The organism is Nonomuraea sp. NPDC052265 (assembly GCF_044547985.1).
In the GTDB taxonomy this organism is placed as follows: Bacteria; Actinomycetota; Actinomycetes; order Streptosporangiales; family Streptosporangiaceae; genus Nonomuraea.
In genome coordinates this window covers 222,389-246,690 of the sequence record NZ_JBIUBJ010000012.1, presented here as the reverse complement: position 1 = coordinate 246,690, position 24,302 = coordinate 222,389, and the positions used below count along the sequence as shown (strand labels likewise).

Genomic DNA, 24,302 nt, shown 5'->3' with positions numbered 1-24,302 from the left:
CCAGCCCACCACGCGACTATCCCCCGTCCCACCCCTCTCACCCCTCCCTTTCGTTCGCCTCCAGCGGATCACCCCAAAAGGGACGGAACCGTCAGGAGGGGCGGAGCCTATTGGACGCGAGGTCAATTGACAGGCGGAAGAATAAGCGGTCGGGACTCAACCGATAAGCTCTACGGCATGAGCATCTCCCCGTCCTTCCGAGAAGTGTTGTCCCAGCGCGTGATCGTGGCCGACGGGGCTATGGGCACGATGCTCCAGGCACAGGACCCGACGCTCGACGACTTCGAGGGCCACGAGGGGTGCAACGAGGTCCTCAACGTCACCCGCCCCGACATCGTCCAGGGCGTGCACGACGCCTACTTCGCCGTCGGCGTCGACTGCGTCGAGACCAACACCTTCGGCGCCAACCTGGCCGCCCTCGGCGAGTACGACATCGGCGAGCGCGTCTTCGAGTACTCCGAGGCCGGCGCCCGGATCGCCCGCGAGCGGGCCGACCACTGGTCCACGCCCGACCAGCCGCGCTTCGTCCTGGGCTCGATGGGGCCCGGCACCAAGCTGCCGACCCTGGGCCACCTGCCGTACCGGAGCCTGCGCGACGCCTACCGCGACAACGCGGCCGGCCTGATCGCGGGCGGCGCCGACGCGCTCATCATCGAGACCTGCCAGGACCTGCTCCAGGTCAAGGCCGCCGTCATCGGCGCCAAGCGGGCCGTCGAGGCCGCCGGCCGGGACGTCCCGATCATCGCCCAGGTGACGATCGAGACCAACGGCGCGATGCTGCTCGGCTCGGAGATCGGCGCCGCGCTCACCGCGATCGAGCCGCTCGGCGTCGACATCGTCGGGCTCAACTGCGCGACCGGCCCGGCCGAGATGAGCGAGCACCTGCGCTACCTGGCCCGCCACTCCCGGCTCAGGCTGTCGTGCATGCCCAACGCCGGCCTGCCGGTGCTCACCTCCGACGGCGCGTACTACCCGCTGTCGGCGCGGGAGCTGGCCGACGCGCACGAGACCTTCGCCCGCGACTACGGCCTGTCGCTGGTCGGCGGCTGCTGCGGCACCACCCCCGAGCACCTGCGCCAGGTGGTCGAGCGGGTGCGCGGCAAGGAGGTCGCCCCGCGCCGCCCCCACCCCGAGCCCGGCGCCTCCTCCCTCTACCAGACGGTCCCCTTCCGCCAGGACACCTCCTACCTGGCCATCGGCGAGCGCTGCAACACCAACGGCTCCAAGGCCTTCCGCGAGGCGATGCTGGAGGGCCGCTGGGACGACTGCGTGGAGACCGCCCGCGACCAGGCCCGCGACGGCGCCCACATGCTCGACCTGTGCATCGACTACGTCGGCCGCGACGGCGTGGCCGACATGAAGGAACTGGCCTTCCGCTTCGCCACCGCCTCCACGCTGCCGATCATGCTCGACTCCACCGAGCCCGCCGTGCTCCAGGCCGGCCTGGAGATGCTCGGCGGCCGCGCGGCCGTCAACTCCGTCAACTACGAGGACGGCGACGGCCCCGACTCCCGCTTCCAGAAGATCATGCGCCTAGTGCGCGAGCACGGCGCGGCGGTCGTGGCGCTGACCATCGACGAGGAGGGCCAGGCCCGCACCGCCGACTGGAAGGTGCGGGTGGCCGGCCGCCTCATCGAGGACCTGACCGGCAACTGGGGCATGCGCGTCGAGGACATCATCGTCGACTGCCTGACCTTCCCCATCGCCACCGGCCAGGAGGAGACCAGGCGCGACGGCCTGGAGACGATCGAGGCCATCCGCGAGCTCAAGCGCCGCTACCCGGGCGTGCAGACCACGCTGGGGCTGTCCAACATCAGCTTCGGCCTCAACCCGGCCGCCCGCATGGTGCTCAACTCGGTGTTCCTCAACGAGTGCGTCAACGCCGGCCTCGACTCGGCCATCGTGCACGCCTCCAAGATCCTGCCGATGGCCCGCATCCCCGACGAGCAGCGTCAGGTCGCGCTCGACATGGTCTACGACCGCCGCCGCGAGGGCTACGACCCGCTGCAGCGCTTCATGGACCTGTTCGAGGGCGTCGACGTCGCGGCCATGCGCGCCGGCAAGGCCGAGGAGCTGGCCGCGCTGCCGCTGTGGGAGCGGCTCAAGCGGCGCATCATCGACGGCGAGCGCAAGGGCCTGGAGGCCGACCTCGACGACGCGCTCACCCAGCGGCCCGCGCTGGAGATCATCAACGAGGTGCTGCTCGACGGCATGAAGACGGTCGGCGAGCTGTTCGGCTCCGGCCAGATGCAGCTGCCGTTCGTGCTGCAGTCGGCCGAGGTGATGAAGGCCGCCGTGGCCCGCCTGGAGCCGCACATGGACCGCGTCGAGGGCGAGACCAAGGGCCGCATCGTGCTGGCCACGGTCAAGGGCGACGTGCACGACATCGGCAAGAACCTCGTGGACATCATCCTGTCCAACAACGGCTACCAGGTCGTCAACCTCGGCATCAAGCAGCCGGTCTCGGCCATCCTGGAGGCCGCCGACGAGCAGAAGGCCGACGTGATCGGCATGTCCGGCCTGCTGGTGAAGTCGACGGTCATCATGAAGGAGAACCTGGAGGAGATGAACTCCAGGGGCCTGTCGGAGAAGTACCCGGTGTTGCTCGGCGGCGCCGCGCTCACCCGCGCCTACGTCGAGCAGGACCTCGCCGAGCTGTTCGAGGGCGAGGTGCGCTACGCCCGCGACGCGTTCGAGGGGCTGCGGCTGATGGACTCGTTCATGGCCGTCAAGCGGGGCGTCGCGGGCGCCACGCTGCCGCCGCTGCGCGAGCGGCGCGTCAAGACCGGCGCGGTGCTGCAGCGCACCCCGGTCGAGGAGCTGCCCGCGCGCTCCGACGTGGCCGCCGACAACCCGGTGCCCGCGCCGCCCTTCCACGGCGACCGCGTGGTGAAGGGCATCTCGCTGAACGAGTACGCGGCCTTCCTCGACGAGCGCGCCCTGTTCCTGGGCCAGTGGGGCCTCAAGCCCACCAGGGGCGGCGACGGGCCCGGCTACGAGGAGCTGGTCGAGACCGAGGGCCGGCCCCGGCTGCGCATGTGGCTGGAGCGCATGCAGACCGAGGGCCTGCTGGAGGCGGCCGTGGTCTACGGCTACTTCCCGTGCGTCAGCGACGGCGACTCGCTGATCATCCTGGGCGACGACGGCAACGAGCGCACCCGCTTCACCTTCCCGCGCCAGCGCCGCGATCGGCACCTGTGCCTGGCCGACTTCTTCAGGAGCAAAGACTCCGGCGAGGTCGACGTGGTCGGCTTCCAGGTGGCCACCATGGGCGCCAAGATCTCCCAGGCCACCGCCGAGCTGTTCGCGAAGGACGCCTACCGCGACTACCTGGAGCTCCACGGCCTGTCGGTGCAGCTCACCGAGGCGCTGGCCGAATACTGGCACGCCCGGGTGCGCGCGGAGTGGGGGATCGGCGGTCAGGAGACCCTCGACGACATGCTCAAGGTCAACATCCAGGGCTGCCGCTACTCCTTCGGCTACCCGGCCTGCCCCAACCTGGAGGACCAGCGGCAGCTGTTCGAGCTGCTCGACCCGGGGCGCATCGGCGTCAGCCTGTCGGAGGAGTTCCAGCTCCACCCCGAGCAGGCCACCTCGGCGCTGGTCGCCCACCACCCCGAGGCCAAATACTTCAACGTCTAGATCGTCATCGGGGGGAACACACGTGGAAGCGGTCTTCTTCGACATGGACGGCCTGCTCGTCGACAGCGAGAAGGTCTGGCTGGAGATCGAGACCAGGGTCATGGCCAGGCTCGGCGCCGAGTGGACGCCGCAGCACCAGAGCCACCTGGTGGGCGGGTCCATGGAGCGCGCGCTCGACTACATGCTCGCCGTCTCCGGGGCCGACGTGCCGGCGCCGACGGTGCAGGAGTGGATGGTCTCCGGCATGGTCGAGCGCCTGTCGGAGGGCGTCGGCGTCATGCCGGGGGCCGCGGAGCTGCTGGAGGCCCTGCGTGACGAGGGGGTGCCGGTCGGCCTGGTCACCTCCTCGATGAGGGAGATCGCCGAGGCCGTGCTCAAGGGTTTCGGCAGAGACCGCTTCGACGTCATCGTCACCGCCGCCGACGTCGAGCGGACCAAGCCCGACCCCGAGCCGTACCTCACGGCCGCCGGGCTGCTCGGCGTCGAGCCGGTGCGCTGTGTCGTGCTGGAGGACTCACCCAACGGCGTGGCGGCCGCCACGGCGGCGGGCTGCGCCGTCGTGGCCGTCCCGAACCTGCTGCCCGTCGAGCCGGCCCCCGGCCGCCTGGTGGTCTCCTCGCTGGCCGAGGTCGGCGTCGCCGATCTGCGCGCCCTGATCCCCTAGGGGGCGTCTGGTCCTCGCGGAGGAGAGGCCGCCCGTGTTTCGCGTGCCAGGATGGAAGGCGTAGTCGAGACGAGGGGCGGCCTCAATGTTCAATCAGATCGCCTGGTTGCCGCTGTGCGCCGGGGTGACGGCGGTAGGGCTGGTGCTGAGCTTCCTGGCCTTCAGGCGCAGGGGAGCGGCCGCGGGGATGCGGCTGGCGGCCTGGTCGCTGCTGCCGGTGGCGGCCTACCTGACCGGCGCGCTCAGCGCGCTGTGGACGATCGGGGCGACCGCTGTGGGGTTCGTCACCGGGCTGGTGCTCAATCCGATGGTGTGGGCCGGCGTGGCCGTGGCGGGTCTGGCCGCCGTGCTGTTCGTGGTCTCCGGCATCATGCGCGGCCGAAGGCTGTCCTTCGGGCGTAGGAAGAAGGCCGCGCCCGAGCCCGGCGGGAAGCCGCCGGTTCAGCCCGTAGCGAACAAGCCGCAGCAGTCGGTGGCCCCGAAGGCCCCGAAGAACGACGATGACTTCTCCGACATCGAGGCGCTGCTGAAGCGCCGCGGCATCAGCTGATTTCGGACGGAATCGGTCCTGGATCGGCACTGTCACAGTTCCGAGACCCAACCGGGACGGGCCGTAGACATTCACATCAAGATCGATACGAATAAGTTTCGCGTCAATCACAGTTGAGCCACATCGAGCGCTGAGGGACTGGTCATACCAGCTCAGGCCATAGATTCTGCCTCCTGGGGCCGCGACTCTGCGGACTCGCCTTGCACGGGCGCACTACCCTGACCGGGTCGCGCCGACACGGACGACGTCGTCTGGAATCCAGGGGGCCACTGGCATGACCGCACCGCTCGATGTTCCTGGCTCGGCCGTCGAGGCCGAGCCGGAGACCGTTCTTGAGGGGGCGGAGTCTTCAGTCATCCGGGGGCGTTCCCTCGGGCAGATCGCCTGGATGCGCCTCAAGCGCGACCGCGTCGCGATGATCGGCGGCATCGTCATCGTCCTGCTGATCCTCGTGGCGATCTTCGCGCCGCTGCTGGTGTCGTGGTTCGGTCACGACCCGGCGGAATGGCACCGGGAGAAGATCGACCCGGCGATCCAGGCTCCGATCGGCGCCTTCGGCGGCATGAGCTGGGACTTCCTGTTCGGTGTCGAGCCCACCACGGGCCGCGACCTGTTCAGCCGGATCCTGTACGGCGCCCGCATCTCCCTGCTGATCGCGTTCTTCGCGACCCTGCTGTGCGTGGTGCTCGGCACCGTGATGGGCATGATCGCCGGCTTCTTCGGCGGCTGGGTCGACACCGTCATCTCCCGCCTCATGGACATCTTCCTCGCCTTCCCGCTGCTGGTGTTCGCGCTGGCGCTGGCGGGTGTCATCCCCGACAAGGCGTTCGGCATGTCGGGCGACACCCTCAGGATCAGCCTGCTGGTGTTCATCATCGGCTTCTTCAACTGGCCCTACATCGGGCGCATCATCCGGGGCCAGACGCTCTCCCTGCGCGAGCGTGAGTTCGTCGACGCCTCAAGAAGCCTGGGCGCGCGCAGCCACACGATCCTGTTCAAGGAGATCCTGCCCAACCTGCTCGCGCCGATCCTCGTGTACTCGACGCTGCTGATCCCGTCGAACATCCTGTTCGAGGCCGCACTCTCCTTCCTCGGCGTGGGCGTGCGGCCGCCGACCCCCACGTGGGGAGGCATGCTGGCTGAGGCGGTCCACAACTACGACGTGGCGCCCAACTTCATGATCTTCCCCGGCCTCGCGATCTTCATCACCGTGCTGGCGTTCAACCTGCTCGGTGACGGCCTCAGGGACGCGTTCGATCCCAAGGCCCGATAAGGCCTCGTGAGTAGTTATCCGCAAGTTCTCTCAACTCCTAGATACAAGGGGTGTGTCAGGTCGATGAAGATGAGATCTAAGGCGTCGGCGATCGCGGTGACCGCCGCTCTCGCCGTGGTCGTCTCCGCGTGTGGCGGCGGCGGTGGCGGCAGCAAGAACACCAGCGGCTCGGGCAGCGACGACAAGCCGTCCAGCCAGTACAACGCGGGTGTGACGGCGGTCATCAACCCGTCGGAGAAGGCCGGCGGCACGCTCCACATGGGCATGCCCGGCGACTTCGACTCGGTGGACCCGGGCGACATGTACTACGGCTACGCCTGGAACTTCGCCCGCCTCTACACGCGCGCGCTGACCATGTTCAAGCCGGTCCCCGGCGAGGAGGGTCTGCAGCTCGTCGGCGACCTGGCCGAGGGCCTGGGCACGCCGAGCGACGGCGGCAAGACGTGGACGTACAAGCTGCGCAAGGGCGTCAAGTTCGAGGACGGCACCCCGGTGACCTCGAAGGACGTCAAGTACGGCGTGGCGCGCTCGCTGGACAAGGACATCCTGCCCAGCGGCCCGACGTACTTCAACGACTGGCTCGACGTCGGCAGCTACACCGGCCCCTACAAGATGAAGGGCAAGCTCGACGACTTCAAGGCGATCGAGACGCCCGACGACCAGACGATCGTCTTCCACCTGAAGAAGGCGTACGGCGGTTTCGACTACTTCGCCATGCTCCCGCAGACGGCCCCCGTGCCCGAGGCCAAGGACACCGGCTCCAAGTACAAGGAGCACCCGGTCGCGTCCGGCCCGTACATGTTCAAGGCGCACGAGCTCACCAAGCGCATCGAGCTCGTCAAGAACCCGAACTGGGACGCGGCGACCGACCCCAACCGCAAGCAGCTCAACGACTCCATCGAGGTGCTGCTCGGCCAGAACGAGGACGACCTCGACCAGCGTCTGCTCTCCGGCAAGATCGACGTCAAGGTCAACAGCACCGGTGTGGCGGCAAACGCCCGCAAGACGGTCCTGACGGACGAGAAGGTCAAGCAGTACGCCGACTCGGCCCCGATCGACCGCACCTGGTTCACCAACATCAACGGTGACGTGCCGCCGTTCGACAACATCCACTGCCGCAAGGCCGTGCTGTACGCGACGGACCGCTCGGCCATCCAGGGCGCCTACGGCGGCCCCGACGCCGGTGGCGACGTGGCCCTCAGCCTCATGCCGGCCAAGATGACCGGCTACCAGAAGATCGACCCCTACGGCGTCGAGGCCAACCCGACCGGTGACCTCGCCAAGGCCAAGGAAGAACTGGCGGCCTGCGGCCAGCCCAACGGCTTCAGCACCACCATCTCCTTCCGCAACGAGCGCTCGGCCGAGAAGCAGACCGCCGAGTCGCTGCAGCAGTCGCTCGGCCGCGTGGGCATCAAGCTGGACCTCAAGGGTTTCCCGCAGGGTGACTACTTCAAGCTCTACGCCGGCAAGCCCGACTTCGCCAAGAAGAACAACCTGGGCCTCATGGTCTACGGCTGGGGCGCCGACTACCCCGAGGGCTTCGGCTTCTTCCAGCAGATCGTCGACAGCCGGGTCATCCGTCCCGCCGGTAACACCAACCTCGGCGTGAAGGACCCCAAGATCGACGAGCTGATCGACCAGGCCGCGGGCGAGACCGACGCGACCAAGCGCAACAGCATCTGGGCCGCCGTCGACAAGGAAGTCATGGAGTCGGCGTACATCCTGCCCTACGTCTGGGCGCACGGCCTGTTCTACCGTCCGCCGCAGCTGAAGAACGTCTTCGTCTCCCAGAACTGGGGCATGTACGAGTTCCTCACGCTGAGCACCCAGTAGCAACGGCGCATACTGCCGGAACGTCCCGTACCGAAAGCAGGTGAAGGCTTCGGCGGCCGGGCCCACAAGGCCCGGCCGCCATGGCCGAGATCAGTGTTCACATACATTCTCAGACGGTTGATAGCGGCCGTCATGCTGCTCTTCGTGGTGAGCATCGCGACGTTCGCCATCTTCTTCCTCGTGCCTCGGCTCGCTGGGATGTCCGCTGACGACCTGGCCTCCCGGTACGTGGGCAAGGCGGCCAACGCCGAGGTGATCCACGACACGGCTGTGCGCCTCGGCTTCTACGACCCGATCCTGGTCCAGTACGGACGTTTCGTGCAGGGCATCTTCGTCGGCGTCGACCGCAACTACGGCCCCGGCATCGAGCACTGCCCGGCGCCCTGCTTCGGCTACAGCTACGTCAGCCAGAACCCGGTCCTGCCCGACCTGCTCAACCGCCTGCCGATCACGTTGTCGCTGGCGCTGGGCGCGGCCGTGGTGTGGGTCATCTTCGGCGTGGCCACCGGCGTGTTGTCGGCGCTGCGCCGCGGTAGCTTCTTCGACCGCCTGTCCATGGGCATCGCCCTGGCCGGCGTCTCGCTGCCGATCTTCTTCACCGGCATCGTCTCCCTGGCCATCTTCCGCGATCAGCTCGGCCTGGTCGGCGACGTGGCCGACTGGGTGCCGATCAGCGAAGATCCGCTCACCTGGGCCAACAACCTCATGCTGCCCTGGGTGACGCTCGCCTTCCTGTACGCCGCCGGCTACGCCCGCCTCACCCGCGCGGGCATGCTGGAGACCATGTCGGAGGACTACATCCGCACGGCCAGGGCCAAGGGCCTGCCCGAGCGGAAGGTGGTGCTCAAACACGGGCTGCGGGCCACGCTCACCCCCGTGCTCACCATGTTCGGTCTCGACCTGGGGCTGCTGCTCGGCGGCGCCGTCCTGACCGAGAGCACCTTCTCGCTGCCCGGCATCGGCAAGTACGCCGTCGACGCCATCAGCAACAACGACCTTCCCCAGGTGATGGGCGTCACGATCGTCGCGGCGGCCTTCATCATCCTGGCCAACCTGATCGTCGACCTGCTCTACGCGGTCGTTGACCCGAGAGTGAGGCTGGCGTGAGTCCCTTTCTCGACGTCAAGGACCTGAAGATCCACTTCCCGACCGACGACGGCCTGGTCCGGTCCGTCGACGGGCTGACCTTCAGCCTCGAACGCGGCAAGACCCTCGGCATCGTCGGCGAGTCCGGGTCGGGCAAGTCGGTGACCAGCCTCGGCATCCTCGGCCTGCACAAGGGCAAGGGCGCCAACGTCTCGGGCGAGATCTGGCTCGACGGCGAGGAGCTCGTCGGCGCCTCGCAGGAGCACGTGCGCGGGCTGCGCGGCAAGAAGATGGCGATGATCTTCCAGGATCCGCTGTCGGCGATGCACCCGTTCTACACGGTCGGCGACCAGATCGTCGAGGCGTACCGGATCCACCACAAGGTCTCCAAGGCCGTAGCCAAGAAGCACGCCGTGGACATGCTGGGCCGCGTGGGCATCCCCGAGCCGCAGAGCCGCGTCGACTCCTACCCGCACGAGTTCTCCGGCGGCATGCGCCAGCGCGCGATGATCGCCATGGCGCTGTCGTGCGACCCCGAACTGCTCATCGCCGACGAGCCGACCACCGCGCTCGACGTGACCGTGCAGGCCCAGATCCTCGACCTCATGGTCGACCTGCAGCGCGAGTTCAACTCCGCGCTGATCATCATCACCCACGACCTGGGCGTGGTGGCCGAGCTGTCCGACGACATCCTGGTCATGTACGGCGGCAAGTGCATCGAGTACGGCACCGCCGACGACATCTTCTACCGTCCCGAGCACCCCTACACCTGGGGTCTACTGGGATCGATGCCCCGCCTCGACCGCGAGCCCACCGAACGGCTGCTGCCGATCAAGGGCTCGCCCCCGTCCCTCATCAACGTGCCTCCGGGCTGCGCCTTCCACCCTCGCTGCCCCTACGCCGAGCGCACCGGGGGCAAGGCCAGGAGTGAGGTGCCCGGCCTGATCGAGACCGAGGGCGGCCACCTGGTGCGCTGCCACATGAGCAGGACGGAGCGGCGGGAGCTGTGGGAGAACGAGATCAAGCCAGTGCTGGAGAGCCAGTGAGCGAGACGGTGACCGCGAACGAGCCGCTTCTTTCCGTCCAGGGGCTGGAGAAGCACTTCCCGGTGACGAAGGGCCTGCTCAAGCGGCAGGTCGGCGCCGTCAAGGCGGTCGACGGGGTCAGCTTCGACGTCTTCAAGGGCGAGACGCTCGGCCTGGTGGGGGAGTCCGGCTGCGGCAAGTCCACCACCGGGCGCCTGGTCACCAGGCTGCTGGAGCCGACCGGAGGCAAGATCGTCTTCGAGGGCCAGGACATCACGCACATGGGGCAGGGCAGGCTCAGGCCCCTCCGCCGCGACATGCAGATGATCTTCCAGGACCCGTTCTCGTCGCTGAACCCCCGCCACACCGTCGGCACGATCGTCGGCGCGCCGTTCCGCATCCAGGGCGTGCAGACCGAGAACGGCGTCAAGAAGGCGGTCCAGGACATCCTCGCCCTGGTCGGCCTCAACCCCGAGCACTACAACCGCTACCCGCACGAGTTCTCCGGCGGCCAGCGGCAGCGCATCGGCATCGCCCGCACGCTCGCGCTCAAGCCCAAGCTCATCATCGCCGACGAGCCGGTCTCCGCGCTCGACGTGTCCATCCAGGCCCAGGTCGTCAACCTGCTGGAGGACCTGCAGAACGAGCTCGACCTGACCTACGTCGTGATCGCCCACGACCTGTCGGTGGTGCGCCACATCAGCGACCGGGTCGCGGTCATGTACCTGGGCAAGATCGTCGAGATCGCCGACCGCAAGAGCCTCTACAGCTCGCCGATGCACCCCTACACCAACGCCCTGCTGTCGGCCGTGCCCGTGCCCGACCCCAAGGCGCGCAAGGAACGCGAGCGCATCAGGCTCACCGGCGACGTGCCGAGCCCGCTCAACCCGCCGCCCGCCTGCCGCTTCCACACCCGCTGCTGGAAGGCGCAGGAGATCTGCAAGACGGTCGAGCCGCCCCTGGAGACGATGGCCGGCGGCCACCGCGTGGCCTGCCACTTCCCGGAGAACGCGCCCGCCGCCGCGACCGCCGCGGCGACTCAGGTCTGACGCGGGCCTGACCTGTCGGCCGCCGCCCTCCTGCCGGGCGGCGGCCTCAGGGCAGCGCGCCGGGCGTGATCAGCCCGGTCTCGTACGCCAGCACCACGGCCTGCACCCGGTCGCGCAGCCCCAGCTTGGTCAGCACGTTGCCCACGTGCGTCTTGACCGTCGTCTCGCTCACCACGAGCTTGGCCGCGATCTCCGCGTTGGACATGCCCTTGGCGATCAGCCGCAGCACCTCCAGCTCCCGCTCGGTCAGCCGGTCGAGCCGGGCCGGCGTGGCCTGCTCGTAGGCCGAGGGCAGCCGCTTGGAGAACCGGTCGAGCAGCCGCCTGGTCACGCTCGGGGCCACGATCGCGTCGCCGGCCGCCACCACCCGGATCGCCTGCACCAGCTCGTCGGGCGGCACGTCCTTCAGCAGGAACCCCGACGCCCCCGACCGCAGCGCCTCCACGATGTACTCGTCGAGGTCGAACGTGGTCAGCACCAGCACCTTCGGCACGTGCGCCGTCGGCGCGGCCTCCCGCACGATCCTGCGGGTCGCCTCGATGCCGTCGACGCCCGGCATGCGGATGTCCATGAGCACCACGTCGGGCAGCAGTGCCCTGGTCTGCTCCATCGCGTCCTTGCCGTCGCCGGCCTGGCCGACCACGGTGATGTCGGACTCGGCCTCCAAGATCAACCGGAATCCCGTGCGCAGCAGCGGCTGGTCGTCCACCAGCAGCACTCTGATCGTCATTGGCCGTCCTTCAACGGGAAGCTCGCCCGCACCTCGAAGCCGCCCCCCGGTCGCGGACCGATGTTCAGAATTCCACCATAGAGTGCGACCCGCTCGCGAATGCCGACCAGTCCGTGGCCCGGCCGGTCGGTCGCCGGCGCGGTGCCCTTGCCGTCGTCCTCGACGCGTACGTCCAGGCCGGTGGGGGCGTGATGGACGGTGACCACCGCCGCGGCCCCGGCCCCCGCGTGCCGCAGGCTGTTCGTCAGCCCCTCCTGGACCAGCCGGTAGGCGGCCAGGTCGACCCCGGCGGGCAGCGGCCGCGGCTCGCCCTCCACGCGCAGCCGCGTGGGCAGCCCCGCCTCGCGCATCTGCTCCACCAGCCCGGGCAGATCGCCCACGCCGGGCTGCGGCCCCAGCTCGGCCCGCGTGTCGGTACGCAGCACGCCCACGATGTTGCGCATCTCCGTCATGGCCAGCCGCCCGGTGTTCTCGATCGCCGACAGCGCCTCCCGCGCCAGGTCGGGATCGGTGGCCAGCACCCGCCGCGCCGCGGCCGCCTGCACCGTCATCACGCTCACGTGGTGGGCCACCACGTCGTGCAGCTCGCGGGCCATGCGCGAGCGCTCCTCGGCCCGCGCCGCCCGTGTGTCGGCCGCATGAGCCCGCTCCAGCCTGGACGCCCGGTCCCGCAGCTCCTCCAGGTAGGCCCGCCGCAGCCGCAGGCTCCTGCCCGCCCCCCAGACCGCCAGCAGCACCACGGTCGCCACCACGTGCTCGCTCGGCCCCGGCAGCGTGACCGGCCCGGCCAGCGCCCCCACCGCGTACGTCAGCAGCGAGACCAGCAGCCCGCCCAGCGCCACCGCCAGCCCCCGGTTGGAGGCCACCGAGTACAGCAGCACCAGGCCGGACACGCCCGACGCGCCGGCGCCGTAACCCAGGGCGGTCAGCAGCGTCTCGGGCATCAGGCCCGCGCACAGCGCCGCCAGCGGCCAGCGCCTGCGCACCGCGATCGGCGCGGCGGCCAGCACCAGCAGCGCCGCCCCGAGCCCGTCGGGCGCGCGCATGCCCGCGGGTGTGAGCTCCGGCGGCTGCAGGCGCTCGGGCCCGTAGAGGAGGAAGAGCGTCACCGAGGCCGCGGCCACCACCACGGCCAGGACCGTGTCGTGGAACAGGGGTCGGTCGATCCGCACCGCTTCACTGTAGGCCCAGGTGAGAGCCTGGAACTCCTCCCTCGGGAGGATAAGGAGCGGCCTGCCGGAGGGCTACAGCTCGTCGGTGGCCGCGCGCCGGTTGCTGCGCACGGTGTCGCCGGGCTGGCGGTCGGGCACCGGCGGCGGGGTGCCGCCGAACTCCGGGCACAGCGCCTGATGGTCGCACCAGTCGCACAGCCGGCTGCGGCGCGCCCGCCACTCGCCGGTCTCCAGCGCCCGCTCGATCGCCGTCCACAGCGCCATGACCTTGCGCTCGGTGGCCAGCAGGTCGGCCTCGTCGGGGGCGTAGCGCAGCACCTCGCCGTGCCCGCCCAGGTAGACCAGCTGCAGCAGCCGGGGCACCTGCCCGCGCAGCCGCCACAGCACCAGCGCGTAGAACTTCATCTGGAACAGCGCCTTGGCCTCGAAGTCGGGGCCGGGCGCGCTGCCCGTCTTGTAGTCGACCACCCGGACCTCGCCGGTGGGCGCCACGTCGAGCCGGTCGACGTAGCCCCGCAACATCAGGCCGCCCTCCAGCACCGCCTGCACGTAGAGCTCGCGCTCGGCGGGCTCCAGCCGGGTCGGGTCCTCCAGGGTGAAGTAGCGCTCCAGCATCGCCCGCGCCTGCGCCAGCCACTCGGCCTGCTCGGCGTCGTCGGCGAACATCCGCGTGTACTGCTCGTCCTCCTCCAGCAGCCGCTGCCACTGCGGCTCCAGCAGCTCCAGCGCCGCCTGCACCGAGCGGCGCGGCGCCGGCAGGTCGTAGAGCCGCTCCAGCACGGCGTGCACCACGGTGCCGCGCACGGCCGCGGGAGAGGGTTTCTCGGGCAGCTGGTCGATGACCCGGAACCGGTAGAGCAGGGGACAGGTCATGAAATCGCCTGCCCGGGAGGGGGAGAGAGCTCCGATGATCACCGGTTCGGTCAACGTCATGCACCGCACTCTAGGTCAAGAGCCCGACAGAATAACCCTCGCCGGGACGAGGATCACGTGATCGGGCGCGTAGCATCGAGGCAGCAACAGCACGTAATGGACGTACGAGGAGTGCGGTGAGCGAGCAGAGCCCGCGTCAGGAGTTCCCCGGCCTTCGGATGGGGCGGCCCTTCGGCATCCCGGTGTACGTCTCCTGGACGTGGTTCATCGTCGCGGCCTTCATCACCGTCATGTTCGGCCCCCGCATGCGCGACATGCTGCCCGAACTGGACAGCACCGTCGCCTACGCGGTGGCCTTCGTCTTCGCCGTGCTGCTCTACGTCTCGGTGCTGCTGCACGAGCTGGCCCACAGCGTGCTGGCCAAGATGTTCGGCCTGCCGGTGCGCCGGATCACCCTCTACTTCCTCGGCGGCGTGTCCGAGATCGAGAAGGAGCCGCCGACGCCCGGCAAGGAGTTCCTGGTCGCCGCCGCCGGGCCGGGGCTGTCGCTGGGCCTGGCGGGCCTCGGCCTGCTGGCCGACACGTACCTCATCAACGACGGCGGCATCGCCGAGGTGCTCATCTGGCAGCTCTGGGTGGCCAACCTCATCGTCGGCGTGTTCAACCTGCTGCCCGGCCTGCCCCTCGACGGCGGCCGCATGCTCCGCGCCGGAGTCTGGAAGCTGACCAGCAACCCCGGCTCCGGCACGGTCGTGGCCGCCTGGGGCGGGCGCGTGCTGGCCGTGCTCCTGGTCGTCCTGCCGTTCGCGACGTCGATGACGAGCGGGCAGGGGTTCGACCCCGTCGAGCTGCTGTGGCCGGTGGTGCTGGCCTCCTTCATCTGGATGGGCGCCACCCAGTCGCTGCGCGTGGCCCGCATCCGCGCCCGCATCCCGCAGGTCAACGCGCGGGCGCTGGCCCGCAGGGCGATCCCCGTGGCGGCCGAGACGCCGCTGGCCGAGGCGCTGCGGCAGGCCGCCGAGCAGCACGCGGGCGCCCTGGTGGTGGTCGACCACGACGGGCGGCCGGTCGCCATCGTCAACGAGGCGGCCGTCCAGGCCACCCCCGAGCACCGGCGCCCGTGGGTCGACGTGGGCTCGCTGGCCAAGGCGCTCGAACCCACCATGGTGCTCGCCGCCGACCTGACCGGCGAGCCGCTCATCGACGCCATGCGCTCGGCCCCCGCCGGGGAGTACCTGCTGGTGGAGCACGGCGGCGAGATCTACGGCGTGCTCGCCACCGCGGACGTCAACCGCGTCTTCACCGGGGTCTGACATGCCCGGCGCGTTTGCGGCTAAGGTCTTGTCCGGCCACTTCCCGTAGCCCGGCGATTTCGATGCCAGGACGGCAGGCCGATAGTCTTCTGTTTGGCCGAACTTGCACAGTTGACGGGTTGGTCGTGGTCCACCGGTTCACCGAATCGAGACGCCTGGGCCGCGACACGGGCGCGTCGCCTGGGTATGCGTATGGCTGGTGGCCGGCACGGCAGTGCGGGTGCCGTAATACCGCCGGCTTCCGGGGAGGAGAGTTGAGTGACCGAGCGCAGCGAGGGCACCGATGAGCGCAGCACGGTCGTCATGAGGGAGGGCGCATGAGCGGCCAGGGCTTCGGAGTGGTGCGTCCCCTTCCCGGCGACGGGCTCGTCGCCTACGTCGGCGGGCTGTTGCTGGTGTGCGACGCGGGCGAGGCGGCCGCCGACGGCCTGATCGAGGCGCTGCGCGACACGGCCGCCTCCGGTGGCGACGGCCGGGCGCTGGCCCGCCGCGCGGCGCAGGTGCTGGCCGCCAACATGGCGGGCGACCCGGTCACGTGCGCGGTCGCCGGCCCCGTGGGCGGCGGCGTGGCGGTGCTGGTCAGCGGCTCCGCGTCGGCCTCGGTCAGCACCTCGGGCGGCGAGACGCGCCTGGCCGGCAGCGACTCCCTCACCTGGGCCGACCGGCTGATCAGCGGCCCGGTCGAGCGTGTCGAGCTCACCCTTCCCGGCGCCGGCGCCGCGCATCCCGCGGTCGGCTTCGAGGGCGGCGTCGTCCACGGCGGCGGCCTGATCGGCGACCTCACCGACCAGCCGGTGGCCGCCCGTCCGCAGGGGCAGGCGTCCGACCGGTCCAGGCCGCTCACCAGCGAGCTGCCCAACACGGGCCTGCACATGGAGCCCGACCTGGCCCCGCCGCCCGAACGGCCGGTCGAGCGGCCTCCCTACCCGCTGGCCGACCAGCCGCCGATCGTCCAGGGTCCGCACTCGGGCGCGCAGGCCGGCGTCCCGCACCCAGGCCCGCCATCCGGCCCCCACTCGGGTCCTCCGTCGCTGGACCAGCCGCCGTTCGGCCAGGAGCAGCCCCCCTTCGGGCACGAGCAGCCGCCGTTCGGCCACGAGTCGCAGCCGCCCTACCTGCCGCCCCAGGACCAGCCTCCCTACCTGCCCCCGCAGGACCAGCCCCACCCCGAGCCTCCCCAGCAGTTCCCCTCCTACGACGAGCTGCCGCCGGTCGGCACCGGCATGGCCGACCAGCCGCAGCAGCACATGGGCCCGCCCGAGCACTTCGACCAGCCGGCCCCGCCCGTCCTGGGGCCGCCGGAGCACTTCGACCACCCGGGGCCGCCGCCGCAGGAGCAGCAGGGCGACCACGGCGACCGTCCGCTGGTCTACGGGGTCGACTGCAAGAACGACCACTTCAACGACCCCCGGGTGCCCTACTGCGCCGTCTGCGGCATCGCCCTGGTGCAGCGCACGCTGGTGCCGTACAAGGGGCCGCGGCCCTCGCTCGGGGTCCTCATCCTCGACGACGGCACGGCGCTGCCGCTGGAGAGCGACTACCTGCTGGGCCGCGACCCCGAGCGCGCGCCCGAGGTGGCGGGCGGCTCGGCCAGGCCCGCCAAGGTCACCAGCCCCGACGGCTCGGTCTCGCGCCGCCACCTGCGGGTGGCGCTCGACGGCTGGGACGTCAACCTGGTCGACCTGGGCTCGGTCAACGGCACCCAGATCCAGCCGCCCGGCGACCCCAACTTCTACGACATCCCGCCCAACGAGCCGGTCACCATCGCGCCCGGCACGACGGTCCGGGTGGGCGTCTCCCGCACCCTCCGCTTCGAGGCCCACCGGGGCTGAGCGAGGTTCCCGTCCGCCCGCATCCCTTTTCCGGGGTGCGGGCGTTCGTGTTTCCGGAGAACGTTCGGGGAAATGCGCCAAGAATGCCCGCTATTGGCCGCCTGAATGTGAAAGATCAGGCGGGAGGAAAGGCTATTACCCGATCGCTATGTGACATTTCTGGAAATGTCCGTCCCGGATCGGCGGCCCTCTCGGAAGGCGGGATCCGGGCCGTCCCAAAGGGTCAGCCGGGCCGGAAGGTCCGTACGCCCCGCAGCAGCCGCACGGACGTCTCCAGCCCGCGCGCCCCCTCCACCGCCCGCCCCGCCGCCGTCGCGAACCGGCTCAGCAGGTGCTCGTCCCCCTCCTGGAACCCCCGTCCCGCCACCCACACGAACGTGTGGTCGCGCACCTGCGCCGGCACCGGGACGGCCAGGAACCCCGGCTCGCCCATCGTCTCGTCCCGCGCCAGCCGTACGGCCTTCTCCGCGACGGCCAGCTCCTTCAGCACCCCGGAGTCCGACAGCCACCGCCGCACCCGCAGCGGGTCTCCCGGCGGCGCGTGGACGTGCACCGGACGGGCGTCCCGCCGCAGCACGTCCACGTGGACGAACCCCGCGTACGCGGTGCCCGCCACGGCCGCCGCGGCGCGCGCGAGCCGATCGATCACGTCGGCGACCTCCAGGCAGGAGAACGCGGAGATGAGTTCACGCATGGCGATATCGACACGGTTGTTTGGCATCGCGGTGATTCCCTCGGGTAGAGGGGGAAAGAGATCGCGCGGCCCGATCACGCGAAACTCCGAACGGTGCCCCGGAGTATCACCCTCGACGCGGCTCTTGACTACCCCTCGACAGGAAATTGCGATTTTTCCGCATTTAGGGGGTCACTCCGGTCGGGCCCTTCACGACGGCCGCAGCCGCACCCACTCCAGGTCGTCCGCCCGCGTGCCGTCCGGCTTCGGGAACAGCTCCCGGTGCAGGCTCTCCCTGCCGAAACCGGCGCGCTCCAGCACCGCGTGCGAGGCCGTGTTCACCACGTCGGTGCCCGCCACCACCCGGTGCAGGGCCGTGCGCGCGAACACCCAGTCGACCAGCAGCCGCACCGCGCGGGTCATGAACCCCCTGCCGCGGAAGCCCGGCACCAGCGAGTAGCCGATCATCGCCTGCCCGAGCACGGGAGCGACCTGCATGAGCTGGAGATGCCCGGCGAAGGCGCCGGTGACCGCGTCCTTGACCGCCAGCTCGATCCGCTGCCCGGTGACCCACCAGTAGCCGGTGCAGCGGCAGCGCTGCTCGTCCTCCTCCGGGGAGGCCGGCGGGGTCAGGGAGTAGGCCGTCACGCTGGGGTCGCACATCATCCGGTGGTACTCGGCGGCGTCCTCCACCGAGAGCGGCATGAGCCGCACCACGCCGTCGCTCAGCTCGCCGCCGTCGAAGAAGGGCAGGTACGGCTCGCCGGCCGGGGCCGGCTCCCCGGCGATCCTGGCGAAGGACACCAGGTCGGCCCACCGCCCGTCGCGCAGCCGCTTGGCCTTGCGCCGCCGGCCCTCCTCGCGGAAACCGGCCGTGAGCGCGACCTTGAGGCTGGCCACGTTCTCCACCTCGGCCTGCAGCTCCACCCGGTGCACGCCCTGGTCGGCCAGCCAGTCGGACACCGCCCTGGCGGCCCGGGAGGCCACGCCCCTGCCGCGTGCCCAGGGCGCCACCACGTACCCGATCTCGGCGGTGCCCCAGCGGTCGGGCGCTCGGACCCCGATCGCGCCGCAGTAGCGGCCGTCCTCGGTGACGGCCCACTCCGCGCCGCCCGAGGCCCACTTGTCCTCGGCGAGCTTCAGGTAGGCGCGGGCGTCCTCGATCCGGTACGGCGACGGCACCAGCGGCAGATGCCGGGCGGTGACGGGGTCGTCCATCATGCGTGCGATCGCCTCGGCGTCGGGCTCGGCGGGCATTCGCAGGATCAGGGGACCGGAGGAGATCACGTCGCGCGGGAGCATTCCCCATAGATACCGTGCGTCCGGAGGCGTGAGAAACCCATATAACCTTGCCGCCATGGGTTTCCGCAGGCATGGGCCGTTCCAGGCAGGGGATCAGGTGCAGCTCACCGACCCCAAGAACAAGCGCCACACGATCACGCTCAAGCAGGACGGCGTCTTCCACACGCACAAGGGCGCCATCCCGCACAGCGACCTGATCGGGCAGCCTGAAGGTTCCGTCGTGCGGTCCTCCGGCGGCACCGCCTACCTCGCCTTCCGCCACCTCCTGCAGGACTACACGCTCGCGATGCCGCGCGGCGCGGCCGTCATCTATCCCAAGGACGCCTCGATGATCGTCGGCATGGCCGACGTCTTCCCCGGCGCCCGGGTGATCGAGGCCGGCGTCGGCTCCGGCGCCCTGACCTGCTTCCTGCTGCGCGCCGTCGGCCCCGAGGGCCACGTGACCTCCTACGAGCGCCGCGAGGAGTTCGCCGAGGTGGCCCGCAAGAACGTGGAGAAGTTCTTCGGCGGCCCCATCGACGACAACTGGCGCCTGGTCCTCGGCGACCTGGTCTCCTCGATCGACGAGGCCGACGTCGACCGCGTCATCCTCGACATGCTCGCCCCCTGGGAGTGCGTCGACGCCGCCGCCAAGGCCCTCACGCCCGGCGGGGTCATCTGCTGCTACGTCGCCACGACGACCCAGATGTCCAAGACCGTGGAGGCCATTCGCGATCACGGGTGTTTCACCGAGCCTCATGCGTGGGAGACCCTGGTTCGCGACTGGCATGTCGAAGGGCTCGCGGTTCGTCCCGATCATCGGATGATCGGCCACACCGGTTTCCTCGTCAGCGCCCGCCGCATGGCAGACGGAGTGACGCCGCCACCGCGACGCCGCCGACCGAAGGGAACCACCGAGGAACTATGACAATTTGGCCACGAGGGTGCGTTGGTGCGTGACACGGGAACAGATCGCCGTGTTCATATGCTGGGAGTATTAAACGCACCATTGGGGATTATTCACCGAATACTGCATGTCACTCGACGAACACTACCCGGCCAGGTTACGGAGGGGCCCGAGATAGGTAAGGTCCTAAGTAGTCGCCCTCGACTGGGAAGGAGGTGACGGGGCGTGGCAGCTCGCGATGATGCTGAGGCTCGAGCCGCGCAGCGCGAACGGGAGGTCGCTGATCTTTCAACACAGGTCTCCTTCCTCCAGGAGGAGATCACCGCGCTGAGGCGGAAGCTGGCCGAGTCACCCCGTCAGGCCAGGGTCCTCGAAGAGCGTCTCCATGAGGCACAGGCGAATCTCGCGGCCGTGACAGGCCAGAACGAGCGCCTGGTGGCCACACTCAAGGAGGCCCGGGACCAGATCGTCGCTCTCAAGGAGGAGGTCGACCGGCTGGCGCAGCCGCCGTCCGGCTTCGGCACCTTCCTTGAAGCCCGAGAAGACGGCACGATCGAGGTGTTCACCGGAGGGCGCAAGCTCCGGGTGAACGTCAGCCCCGCCGTCGACACCGACTCGCTGAGGCGTGGCCAGGAGGTCATGCTCAACGAAGCACTCAACGTGGTCGAGGCGCTCGGCTACGAAGAGGTCGGCGAGATCGTCATGCTCAAGGAACTGCTGGACGAGGGCAAGCGGGCCCTGGTCATCTCGCACGCCGACGAGGAACGCGTCGTGCGACTGGCCGACTCGCTGGTCGGCCAGCCCATCAGGGCCGGTGACTCGCTCCTGCTCGAACCCCGCTCCGGCTACGTCTACGAGCGCATACCCAAGTCCGAAGTCGAAGAGCTCGTGCTCGAGGAGGTCCCCGACATCTCCTACGAGGAGATCGGCGGGCTCATGCGGCAGATCGAGCAGATCAGGGACGCCATCGAGCTGCCCTACCTGCACGCCGACCTGTTCCGCGAGCACAAACTCCGTCCCCCGAAGGGTGTGCTGCTCTACGGCCCGCCCGGCTGCGGCAAGACGCTCATCGCCAAGGCGGTCGCCAACTCCCTGGCCAAGCAGGTCGCGGAGAAGACCGGCCAGTCCGGCAAGAGCTTCTTCCTCAACATCAAGGGCCCGGAGCTGCTCAACAAGTACGTCGGCGAGACCGAGCGGCACATCCGCCTGGTCTTCCAGCGGGCCCGTGAGAAGGCCTCCGAGGGCACCCCGGTGATCGTGTTCTTCGACGAGATGGACTCGATCTTCCGCACCCGAGGCTCCGGCGTCTCGTCCGACGTGGAGAACACCATCGTCCCTCAGCTGCTGTCGGAGATCGACGGCGTCGAGGGCCTGGAGAACGTCATCGTGATCGGCGCCTCCAACCGCGAGGACATGATCGACCCCGCGATCCTGCGGCCGGGCCGCCTGGACGTGAAGATCAAGATCGAGCGGCCCGACGCCGAGGCGGCCAAGGACATCTTCTCCAAGTACCTGCTGGCCGAGCTTCCCCTGCACCCCGACGATCTGTCCGAGCACGGCGACTCTCGCGAGGCGACCATCCACGGCATGATCCAGAGTGTGGTCGAGCGCATGTACACCGAGAGCGAGGAGAACCGCTTCCTCGAGGTGACCTACGCCAACGGTGACAAGGAAGTCCTCTACTTCAAGGACTTCAACTCGGGCGCGATGATCCAGAACATCGTCGACCGCGGCAAGAAGATGGCCATCAAGCAGTTCCTGGAGAGCGGTCAGAAGGGCCTGCGGGTGCAGCACCTGCTCACCGCCTGCGTCGACGAGTTCTCCGAGAACGAAGACCTGCCCAACACCACCAACCCCGACGACTGGGCCCGCATCTCCGGCAAGAAGGGCGAGCGGATCGTCTACATCCGCACGCTGGTCTCCGGCAAGCAGGGCACCGAGGCCGGCCGTTCGATCGACACGGTCGCCAACACCGGTCAATACCTGTAGGGAACCGTCTGGAAAGGGCCGCGCGGCCGTCCGCGCGGCCCTTTCCACGCCCGCGGCGGGGCGCATGCCGGGAGAAGGGCGCGCGACACGCGTCATCCGCCGTACAAGCCGCCTCGATGAGGCGCACACTGGGGCCTGTGACAGTCCGTAAACGGGTGGACGTCCGTGTCGAAGGCGTCGTCCAGGGCGTGGGCTTCCGCCCCTTCGTGTATTCGCTGGCCAGCAGGCTGGGCCTGGCCGGGCGCGTGCGCAACGACGTCGACGGGGTGTTCATCGAGGTCGAGGGCGCTTTGGCCGGGGTCGAGGAGTTCCTGACCGCGCTGGAGCGCGACGCGCCGGCCCTGTCGGAGATCGAGAGCGTCACCGTCGTCAGCGGCGCGCCCGCGGGCCACCGGGGCTTCTCCATCGCCGCCGGCGACCCGGCGGGCCCGCGCCGCGCCCTCGTCCCGGCCGACCTCGCCACCTGCGACGACTGCCTGCGGGAGCTGGCCGATCCGGCCGGCCGCCGCCACCGCTACCCGTTCATCGCCTGCGCCAACTGCGGGCCGCGCTTCACCGTCGTGCGCGGCGTGCCCTACGACCGGCTGCTGACCACCATGGCCGGGTTCGCGATGTGCGCCGAGTGCTCGGCCGAGTACCACGACCCGGGCGACCGCCACTTCCGCGCCGAGCCCGCGTGCTGCCCCGCCTGCGGCCCGTCCCTGCGCCTGCTGGACGCGCGCGGCACCGAGTTGTGCGGCGACCCGGTCGCCGCCTGCGCGACCCTGCTGCGGGCCGGCCGCGTCGTCGCCGTCAAGGGCCTGGGCGGCTTCCACCTGGCCGTGCCCGCCGCCCACCAGGAGGCCGCCGCGGCCCTGCGGGCCCGCAAGCACCGCGCGGAGAAGCCGTTCGCCGTCATGGTCGCCGACCTCGACCAGGCCCGCCGCCTGTGCGCGGTCGACGGGCAGGCCGCCGCGCTGCTCACCGGCCGCGCCCGCCCGATCGTGCTGCTGCCCCGGCTGCCCGGGGCGCCGGTCGCCGACGCGGTCGCGCCGGGCAGCCGCGACCTCGGCCTGATGCTGCCCTACACGCCGCTGCACCACCTGCTGCTCGCAGAACTGGCCGAGCCCATGGTCCTGACCAGCGGCAACGTTTGCGACGAGCCCATCGCCCACGAGGACGCCGACGCGGTCACCCGGCTCGGCGGCATCGCCGACGCCTTCCTCGTCCACGACCGGGCCATCCACGTCCGCGCCGACGACTCCGTGCTGCGTCCGTGGTCCGGCGGGCACACCGTGTTGCGCCGCGCCCGCGGTCACGTGCCCGAGCCGCTCACGCTGCGCCGTCCCGCGCCCCGCCCGGTGCTGGCCTGCGGCGCCGAGCTGGGCAGCACCTTCTGCCTGGTACGCGGCCGGCGCGCGTTCCTGTCCCAGCACATCGGCGACCTGGACGACCAGGAGACCCTGCGGTCCTTCGTCGAGGGCATCGACCACTTCTGCGGCCTGTTCGACATCCGTCCCGAGGTCGTCGCCCACGACCTCGACCCCGGCTACCTGTCCACCAGGCACGCCCTGGAGCTGACCGGTGTCGAACTCGTCGGCGTCCAGCACCACCACGCCCACATCGCCTCCTGCCTGGCCGACAACGGCGAGACGGGCCCGGTGATCGGCGTGGCACTCGACGGGCCCGGCCACGGCCTCGACGGCACGCTGTGGGGCGGCGAGTTCCTGCTCGCCGACCTGGCCTCCTGCCACCGGCTCGGCCACCTGGCCCTGGTCCCGATGCCCGGCGGGGCCGCCGCGGTCCGCCAGCCGTGGCGCATGGCCGCCGCCTACCTGCGCGACGAGCACCCCCACCTGGACGTCGTCCGCCGCAACGCCGCCCACTGGCCCGACGTGCTCGCCCGGACCCGCACCGGGCTCGGCGCGCCCATGACCTCCAGCGCCGGTCTCCTGTTCGACGCCGTCTCGGCGCTGCTCGGCATCCGGGACACCGTCACGTACGAGGGGCAGGCGGCCGCCGAGCTCGAACAGCGCGCCGACCCGTACGAGACCGGCTCGTACGCGGCGACCATCACCGAGGGCGACCTGCTCGTCGTGCACGCCGCCGACCTCGTACGGGCCGCCGCCGCCGACGTCGCGGCCGGGATCGGCCCCGGGGCGATCGCGGGCCGGTTCCACAACGGCGTGGCCGACGCGGTCGTGCGCTGCTGCGTCATGCTCAGGGACGGCACGGGCCTGAACACCACGGCGCTGTCGGGAGCCGTCCTGCAGAACGCGCTGCTGCTCGAACGGACCGTCGAGCGCCTGCGCGCGGCCGGGTTCCGGGTGCTCACCCACACCCGGGTGCCGCCCGGCGACGGCGGCCTCAGCCTCGGCCAGGCCGCCGTGGCCGCCGCCCGCGACCGCTCCTCGTGACACCGGCCCAGGTG

General features: G+C 70.4%; 18 protein-coding genes. 13 read left to right on the top strand and 5 right to left on the bottom strand.

Annotation, left to right across the window (positions count from 1 at the left end; all coding sequences use genetic code 11):
- Positions 1–177: 177 nt before the first annotated feature.
- The 8 genes from metH to ACIHAD_RS31410 all read left to right on the top strand — a co-directional run bounded on the left by metH (position 178) and on the right by ACIHAD_RS31410 (position 11,122).
- Complete coding sequence (metH, locus tag ACIHAD_RS31445) at positions 178–3,642, top strand: methionine synthase (protein ID WP_397358282.1); 3,465 nt, start codon at positions 178–180, stop codon at positions 3,640–3,642.
- A gap of 22 nt (positions 3,643–3,664) precedes the next feature.
- Entirely contained in the window at positions 3,665–4,306 is a 642-nt protein-coding gene (locus ACIHAD_RS31440; protein WP_397358281.1) for an HAD family hydrolase, read from the top strand.
- Between the two features lie 85 nt (positions 4,307–4,391).
- Positions 4,392–4,856 (top strand): cellulose synthase, encoded by a 465-nt coding sequence (locus ACIHAD_RS31435; RefSeq protein ID WP_397358280.1) that lies wholly within the window; start codon positions 4,392–4,394, stop codon positions 4,854–4,856.
- Positions 4,857–5,130: 274 nt separating this feature from the next.
- Positions 5,131–6,129 carry an ABC transporter permease gene (locus ACIHAD_RS31430; RefSeq protein WP_397358279.1) on the top strand — a complete coding sequence of 333 codons (999 nt, stop codon included), beginning with the start codon at positions 5,131–5,133 and terminating at the stop codon, positions 6,127–6,129.
- 63 nt (positions 6,130–6,192) lie between these two features.
- Positions 6,193–7,962, top strand: coding sequence for an ABC transporter substrate-binding protein (locus tag ACIHAD_RS31425; RefSeq protein ID WP_397358278.1), 1,770 nt, complete (start codon positions 6,193–6,195; stop codon positions 7,960–7,962).
- 93 nt (positions 7,963–8,055) lie between these two features.
- Positions 8,056–9,069, top strand: coding sequence for an ABC transporter permease (locus ACIHAD_RS31420; RefSeq protein WP_397358277.1), 1,014 nt, complete (start codon positions 8,056–8,058; stop codon positions 9,067–9,069).
- Positions 9,066–10,094 (top strand): ABC transporter ATP-binding protein, encoded by a 1,029-nt coding sequence (locus ACIHAD_RS31415; protein WP_397358276.1) that lies wholly within the window; start codon positions 9,066–9,068, stop codon positions 10,092–10,094. The genes ACIHAD_RS31420 and ACIHAD_RS31415 overlap by 4 nt, the downstream gene beginning before the upstream one ends.
- Positions 10,091–11,122, top strand: a complete 1,032-nt coding sequence (locus ACIHAD_RS31410) for an ABC transporter ATP-binding protein (RefSeq protein ID WP_397358275.1) — start codon at positions 10,091–10,093, stop codon at positions 11,120–11,122. Before ACIHAD_RS31415 ends, ACIHAD_RS31410 begins: the two co-directional genes overlap by 4 nt.
- 46 nt (positions 11,123–11,168) lie before the next feature.
- On the opposite strand, the gene ACIHAD_RS31405 is transcribed toward ACIHAD_RS31410, so the two are convergent.
- The 3 genes from ACIHAD_RS31405 to ACIHAD_RS31395 all read right to left on the bottom strand — a co-directional run bounded on the left by ACIHAD_RS31405 (position 11,169) and on the right by ACIHAD_RS31395 (position 13,957).
- A complete protein-coding gene (locus tag ACIHAD_RS31405) occupies positions 11,169–11,852 on the bottom strand; it encodes a response regulator (RefSeq protein ID WP_397358274.1) in 684 nt (227 codons plus the stop codon).
- Complete coding sequence (locus ACIHAD_RS31400) at positions 11,849–13,024, bottom strand: sensor histidine kinase (RefSeq protein ID WP_397358273.1); 1,176 nt, start codon at positions 13,022–13,024, stop codon at positions 11,849–11,851. Before ACIHAD_RS31400 ends, ACIHAD_RS31405 begins: the two co-directional genes overlap by 4 nt.
- Before the next feature lie 72 nt (positions 13,025–13,096).
- Positions 13,097–13,957 carry a RecB family exonuclease gene (locus ACIHAD_RS31395; protein WP_397358272.1) on the bottom strand — a complete coding sequence of 287 codons (861 nt, stop codon included), beginning with the start codon at positions 13,955–13,957 and terminating at the stop codon, positions 13,097–13,099.
- A gap of 116 nt (positions 13,958–14,073) precedes the next feature.
- On the opposite strand from ACIHAD_RS31395, the gene ACIHAD_RS31390 reads away from it, so the two are divergent.
- Complete coding sequence (locus ACIHAD_RS31390; RefSeq protein WP_397358271.1) at positions 14,074–15,210, top strand: site-2 protease family protein; 1,137 nt, start codon at positions 14,074–14,076, stop codon at positions 15,208–15,210.
- A 317-nt stretch (positions 15,211–15,527) separates the two neighbouring features.
- The gene (locus ACIHAD_RS31385; RefSeq protein ID WP_397358270.1) at positions 15,528–17,042 is read left to right on the top strand and encodes an FHA domain-containing protein; all 1,515 of its coding nucleotides are present in this window, start codon (positions 15,528–15,530) and stop codon (positions 17,040–17,042) included.
- A 223-nt stretch (positions 17,043–17,265) separates the two neighbouring features.
- Here ACIHAD_RS31385 and ACIHAD_RS31380 read toward each other — a convergent pair whose 3' ends face one another.
- Together ACIHAD_RS31380 and ACIHAD_RS31375 are read right to left on the bottom strand one after the other, a co-directional pair.
- Positions 17,266–17,736, bottom strand: a complete 471-nt coding sequence (locus ACIHAD_RS31380) for a hypothetical protein (RefSeq protein ID WP_397358269.1) — start codon at positions 17,734–17,736, stop codon at positions 17,266–17,268.
- A 189-nt stretch (positions 17,737–17,925) separates the two neighbouring features.
- Positions 17,926–19,017, bottom strand: coding sequence for a GNAT family N-acetyltransferase (locus ACIHAD_RS31375; RefSeq protein WP_397358268.1), 1,092 nt, complete (start codon positions 19,015–19,017; stop codon positions 17,926–17,928).
- A 55-nt stretch (positions 19,018–19,072) separates the two neighbouring features.
- Between ACIHAD_RS31375 and ACIHAD_RS31370 the strand changes: the two genes are divergently transcribed.
- The 3 genes from ACIHAD_RS31370 (at position 19,073) to hypF (ending at position 24,288) form a co-directional block, all read left to right on the top strand.
- Complete coding sequence (locus ACIHAD_RS31370) at positions 19,073–19,924, top strand: tRNA (adenine-N1)-methyltransferase (protein WP_397358267.1); 852 nt, start codon at positions 19,073–19,075, stop codon at positions 19,922–19,924.
- 204 nt (positions 19,925–20,128) lie between these two features.
- Positions 20,129–21,892: a proteasome ATPase gene (gene arc, locus ACIHAD_RS31365; RefSeq protein WP_397358266.1), complete on the top strand. Its 1,764-nt coding sequence runs from the start codon at positions 20,129–20,131 to the stop codon at positions 21,890–21,892.
- A 137-nt stretch (positions 21,893–22,029) separates the two neighbouring features.
- A complete protein-coding gene (hypF, locus tag ACIHAD_RS31360; RefSeq protein ID WP_397358264.1) occupies positions 22,030–24,288 on the top strand; it encodes a carbamoyltransferase HypF in 2,259 nt (752 codons plus the stop codon).
- Positions 24,289–24,302 lie beyond the last annotated feature (14 nt).

Bases quoted from the DNA above. Each gene is read 5' to 3' on its own strand.
- ACIHAD_RS31395 (WP_397358272.1), bottom strand. From the start codon at position 13,957: ATGACGTTGACCGAACCGGTGATCATCGGAGCTCTCTCCCCCTCCCGG.
- ACIHAD_RS31425 (WP_397358278.1), top strand. From the start codon at position 6,193: ATGAAGATGAGATCTAAGGCGTCGGCGATCGCGGTGACCGCCGCTCTC.
- ACIHAD_RS31430 (WP_397358279.1), top strand. From the start codon at position 5,131: ATGACCGCACCGCTCGATGTTCCTGGCTCGGCCGTCGAGGCCGAGCCG.
- ACIHAD_RS31405 (WP_397358274.1), bottom strand. From the start codon at position 11,852: ATGACGATCAGAGTGCTGCTGGTGGACGACCAGCCGCTGCTGCGCACG.
- ACIHAD_RS31385 (WP_397358270.1), top strand. From the start codon at position 15,528: ATGAGCGGCCAGGGCTTCGGAGTGGTGCGTCCCCTTCCCGGCGACGGG.
- ACIHAD_RS31380 (WP_397358269.1), bottom strand. From the start codon at position 17,736: ATGCGTGAACTCATCTCCGCGTTCTCCTGCCTGGAGGTCGCCGACGTG.
- ACIHAD_RS31435 (WP_397358280.1), top strand. From the start codon at position 4,392: ATGTTCAATCAGATCGCCTGGTTGCCGCTGTGCGCCGGGGTGACGGCG.
- metH (WP_397358282.1), top strand. From the start codon at position 178: ATGAGCATCTCCCCGTCCTTCCGAGAAGTGTTGTCCCAGCGCGTGATC.
- ACIHAD_RS31370 (WP_397358267.1), top strand. From the start codon at position 19,073: ATGGGTTTCCGCAGGCATGGGCCGTTCCAGGCAGGGGATCAGGTGCAG.
- ACIHAD_RS31375 (WP_397358268.1), bottom strand. From the start codon at position 19,017: ATGCTCCCGCGCGACGTGATCTCCTCCGGTCCCCTGATCCTGCGAATG.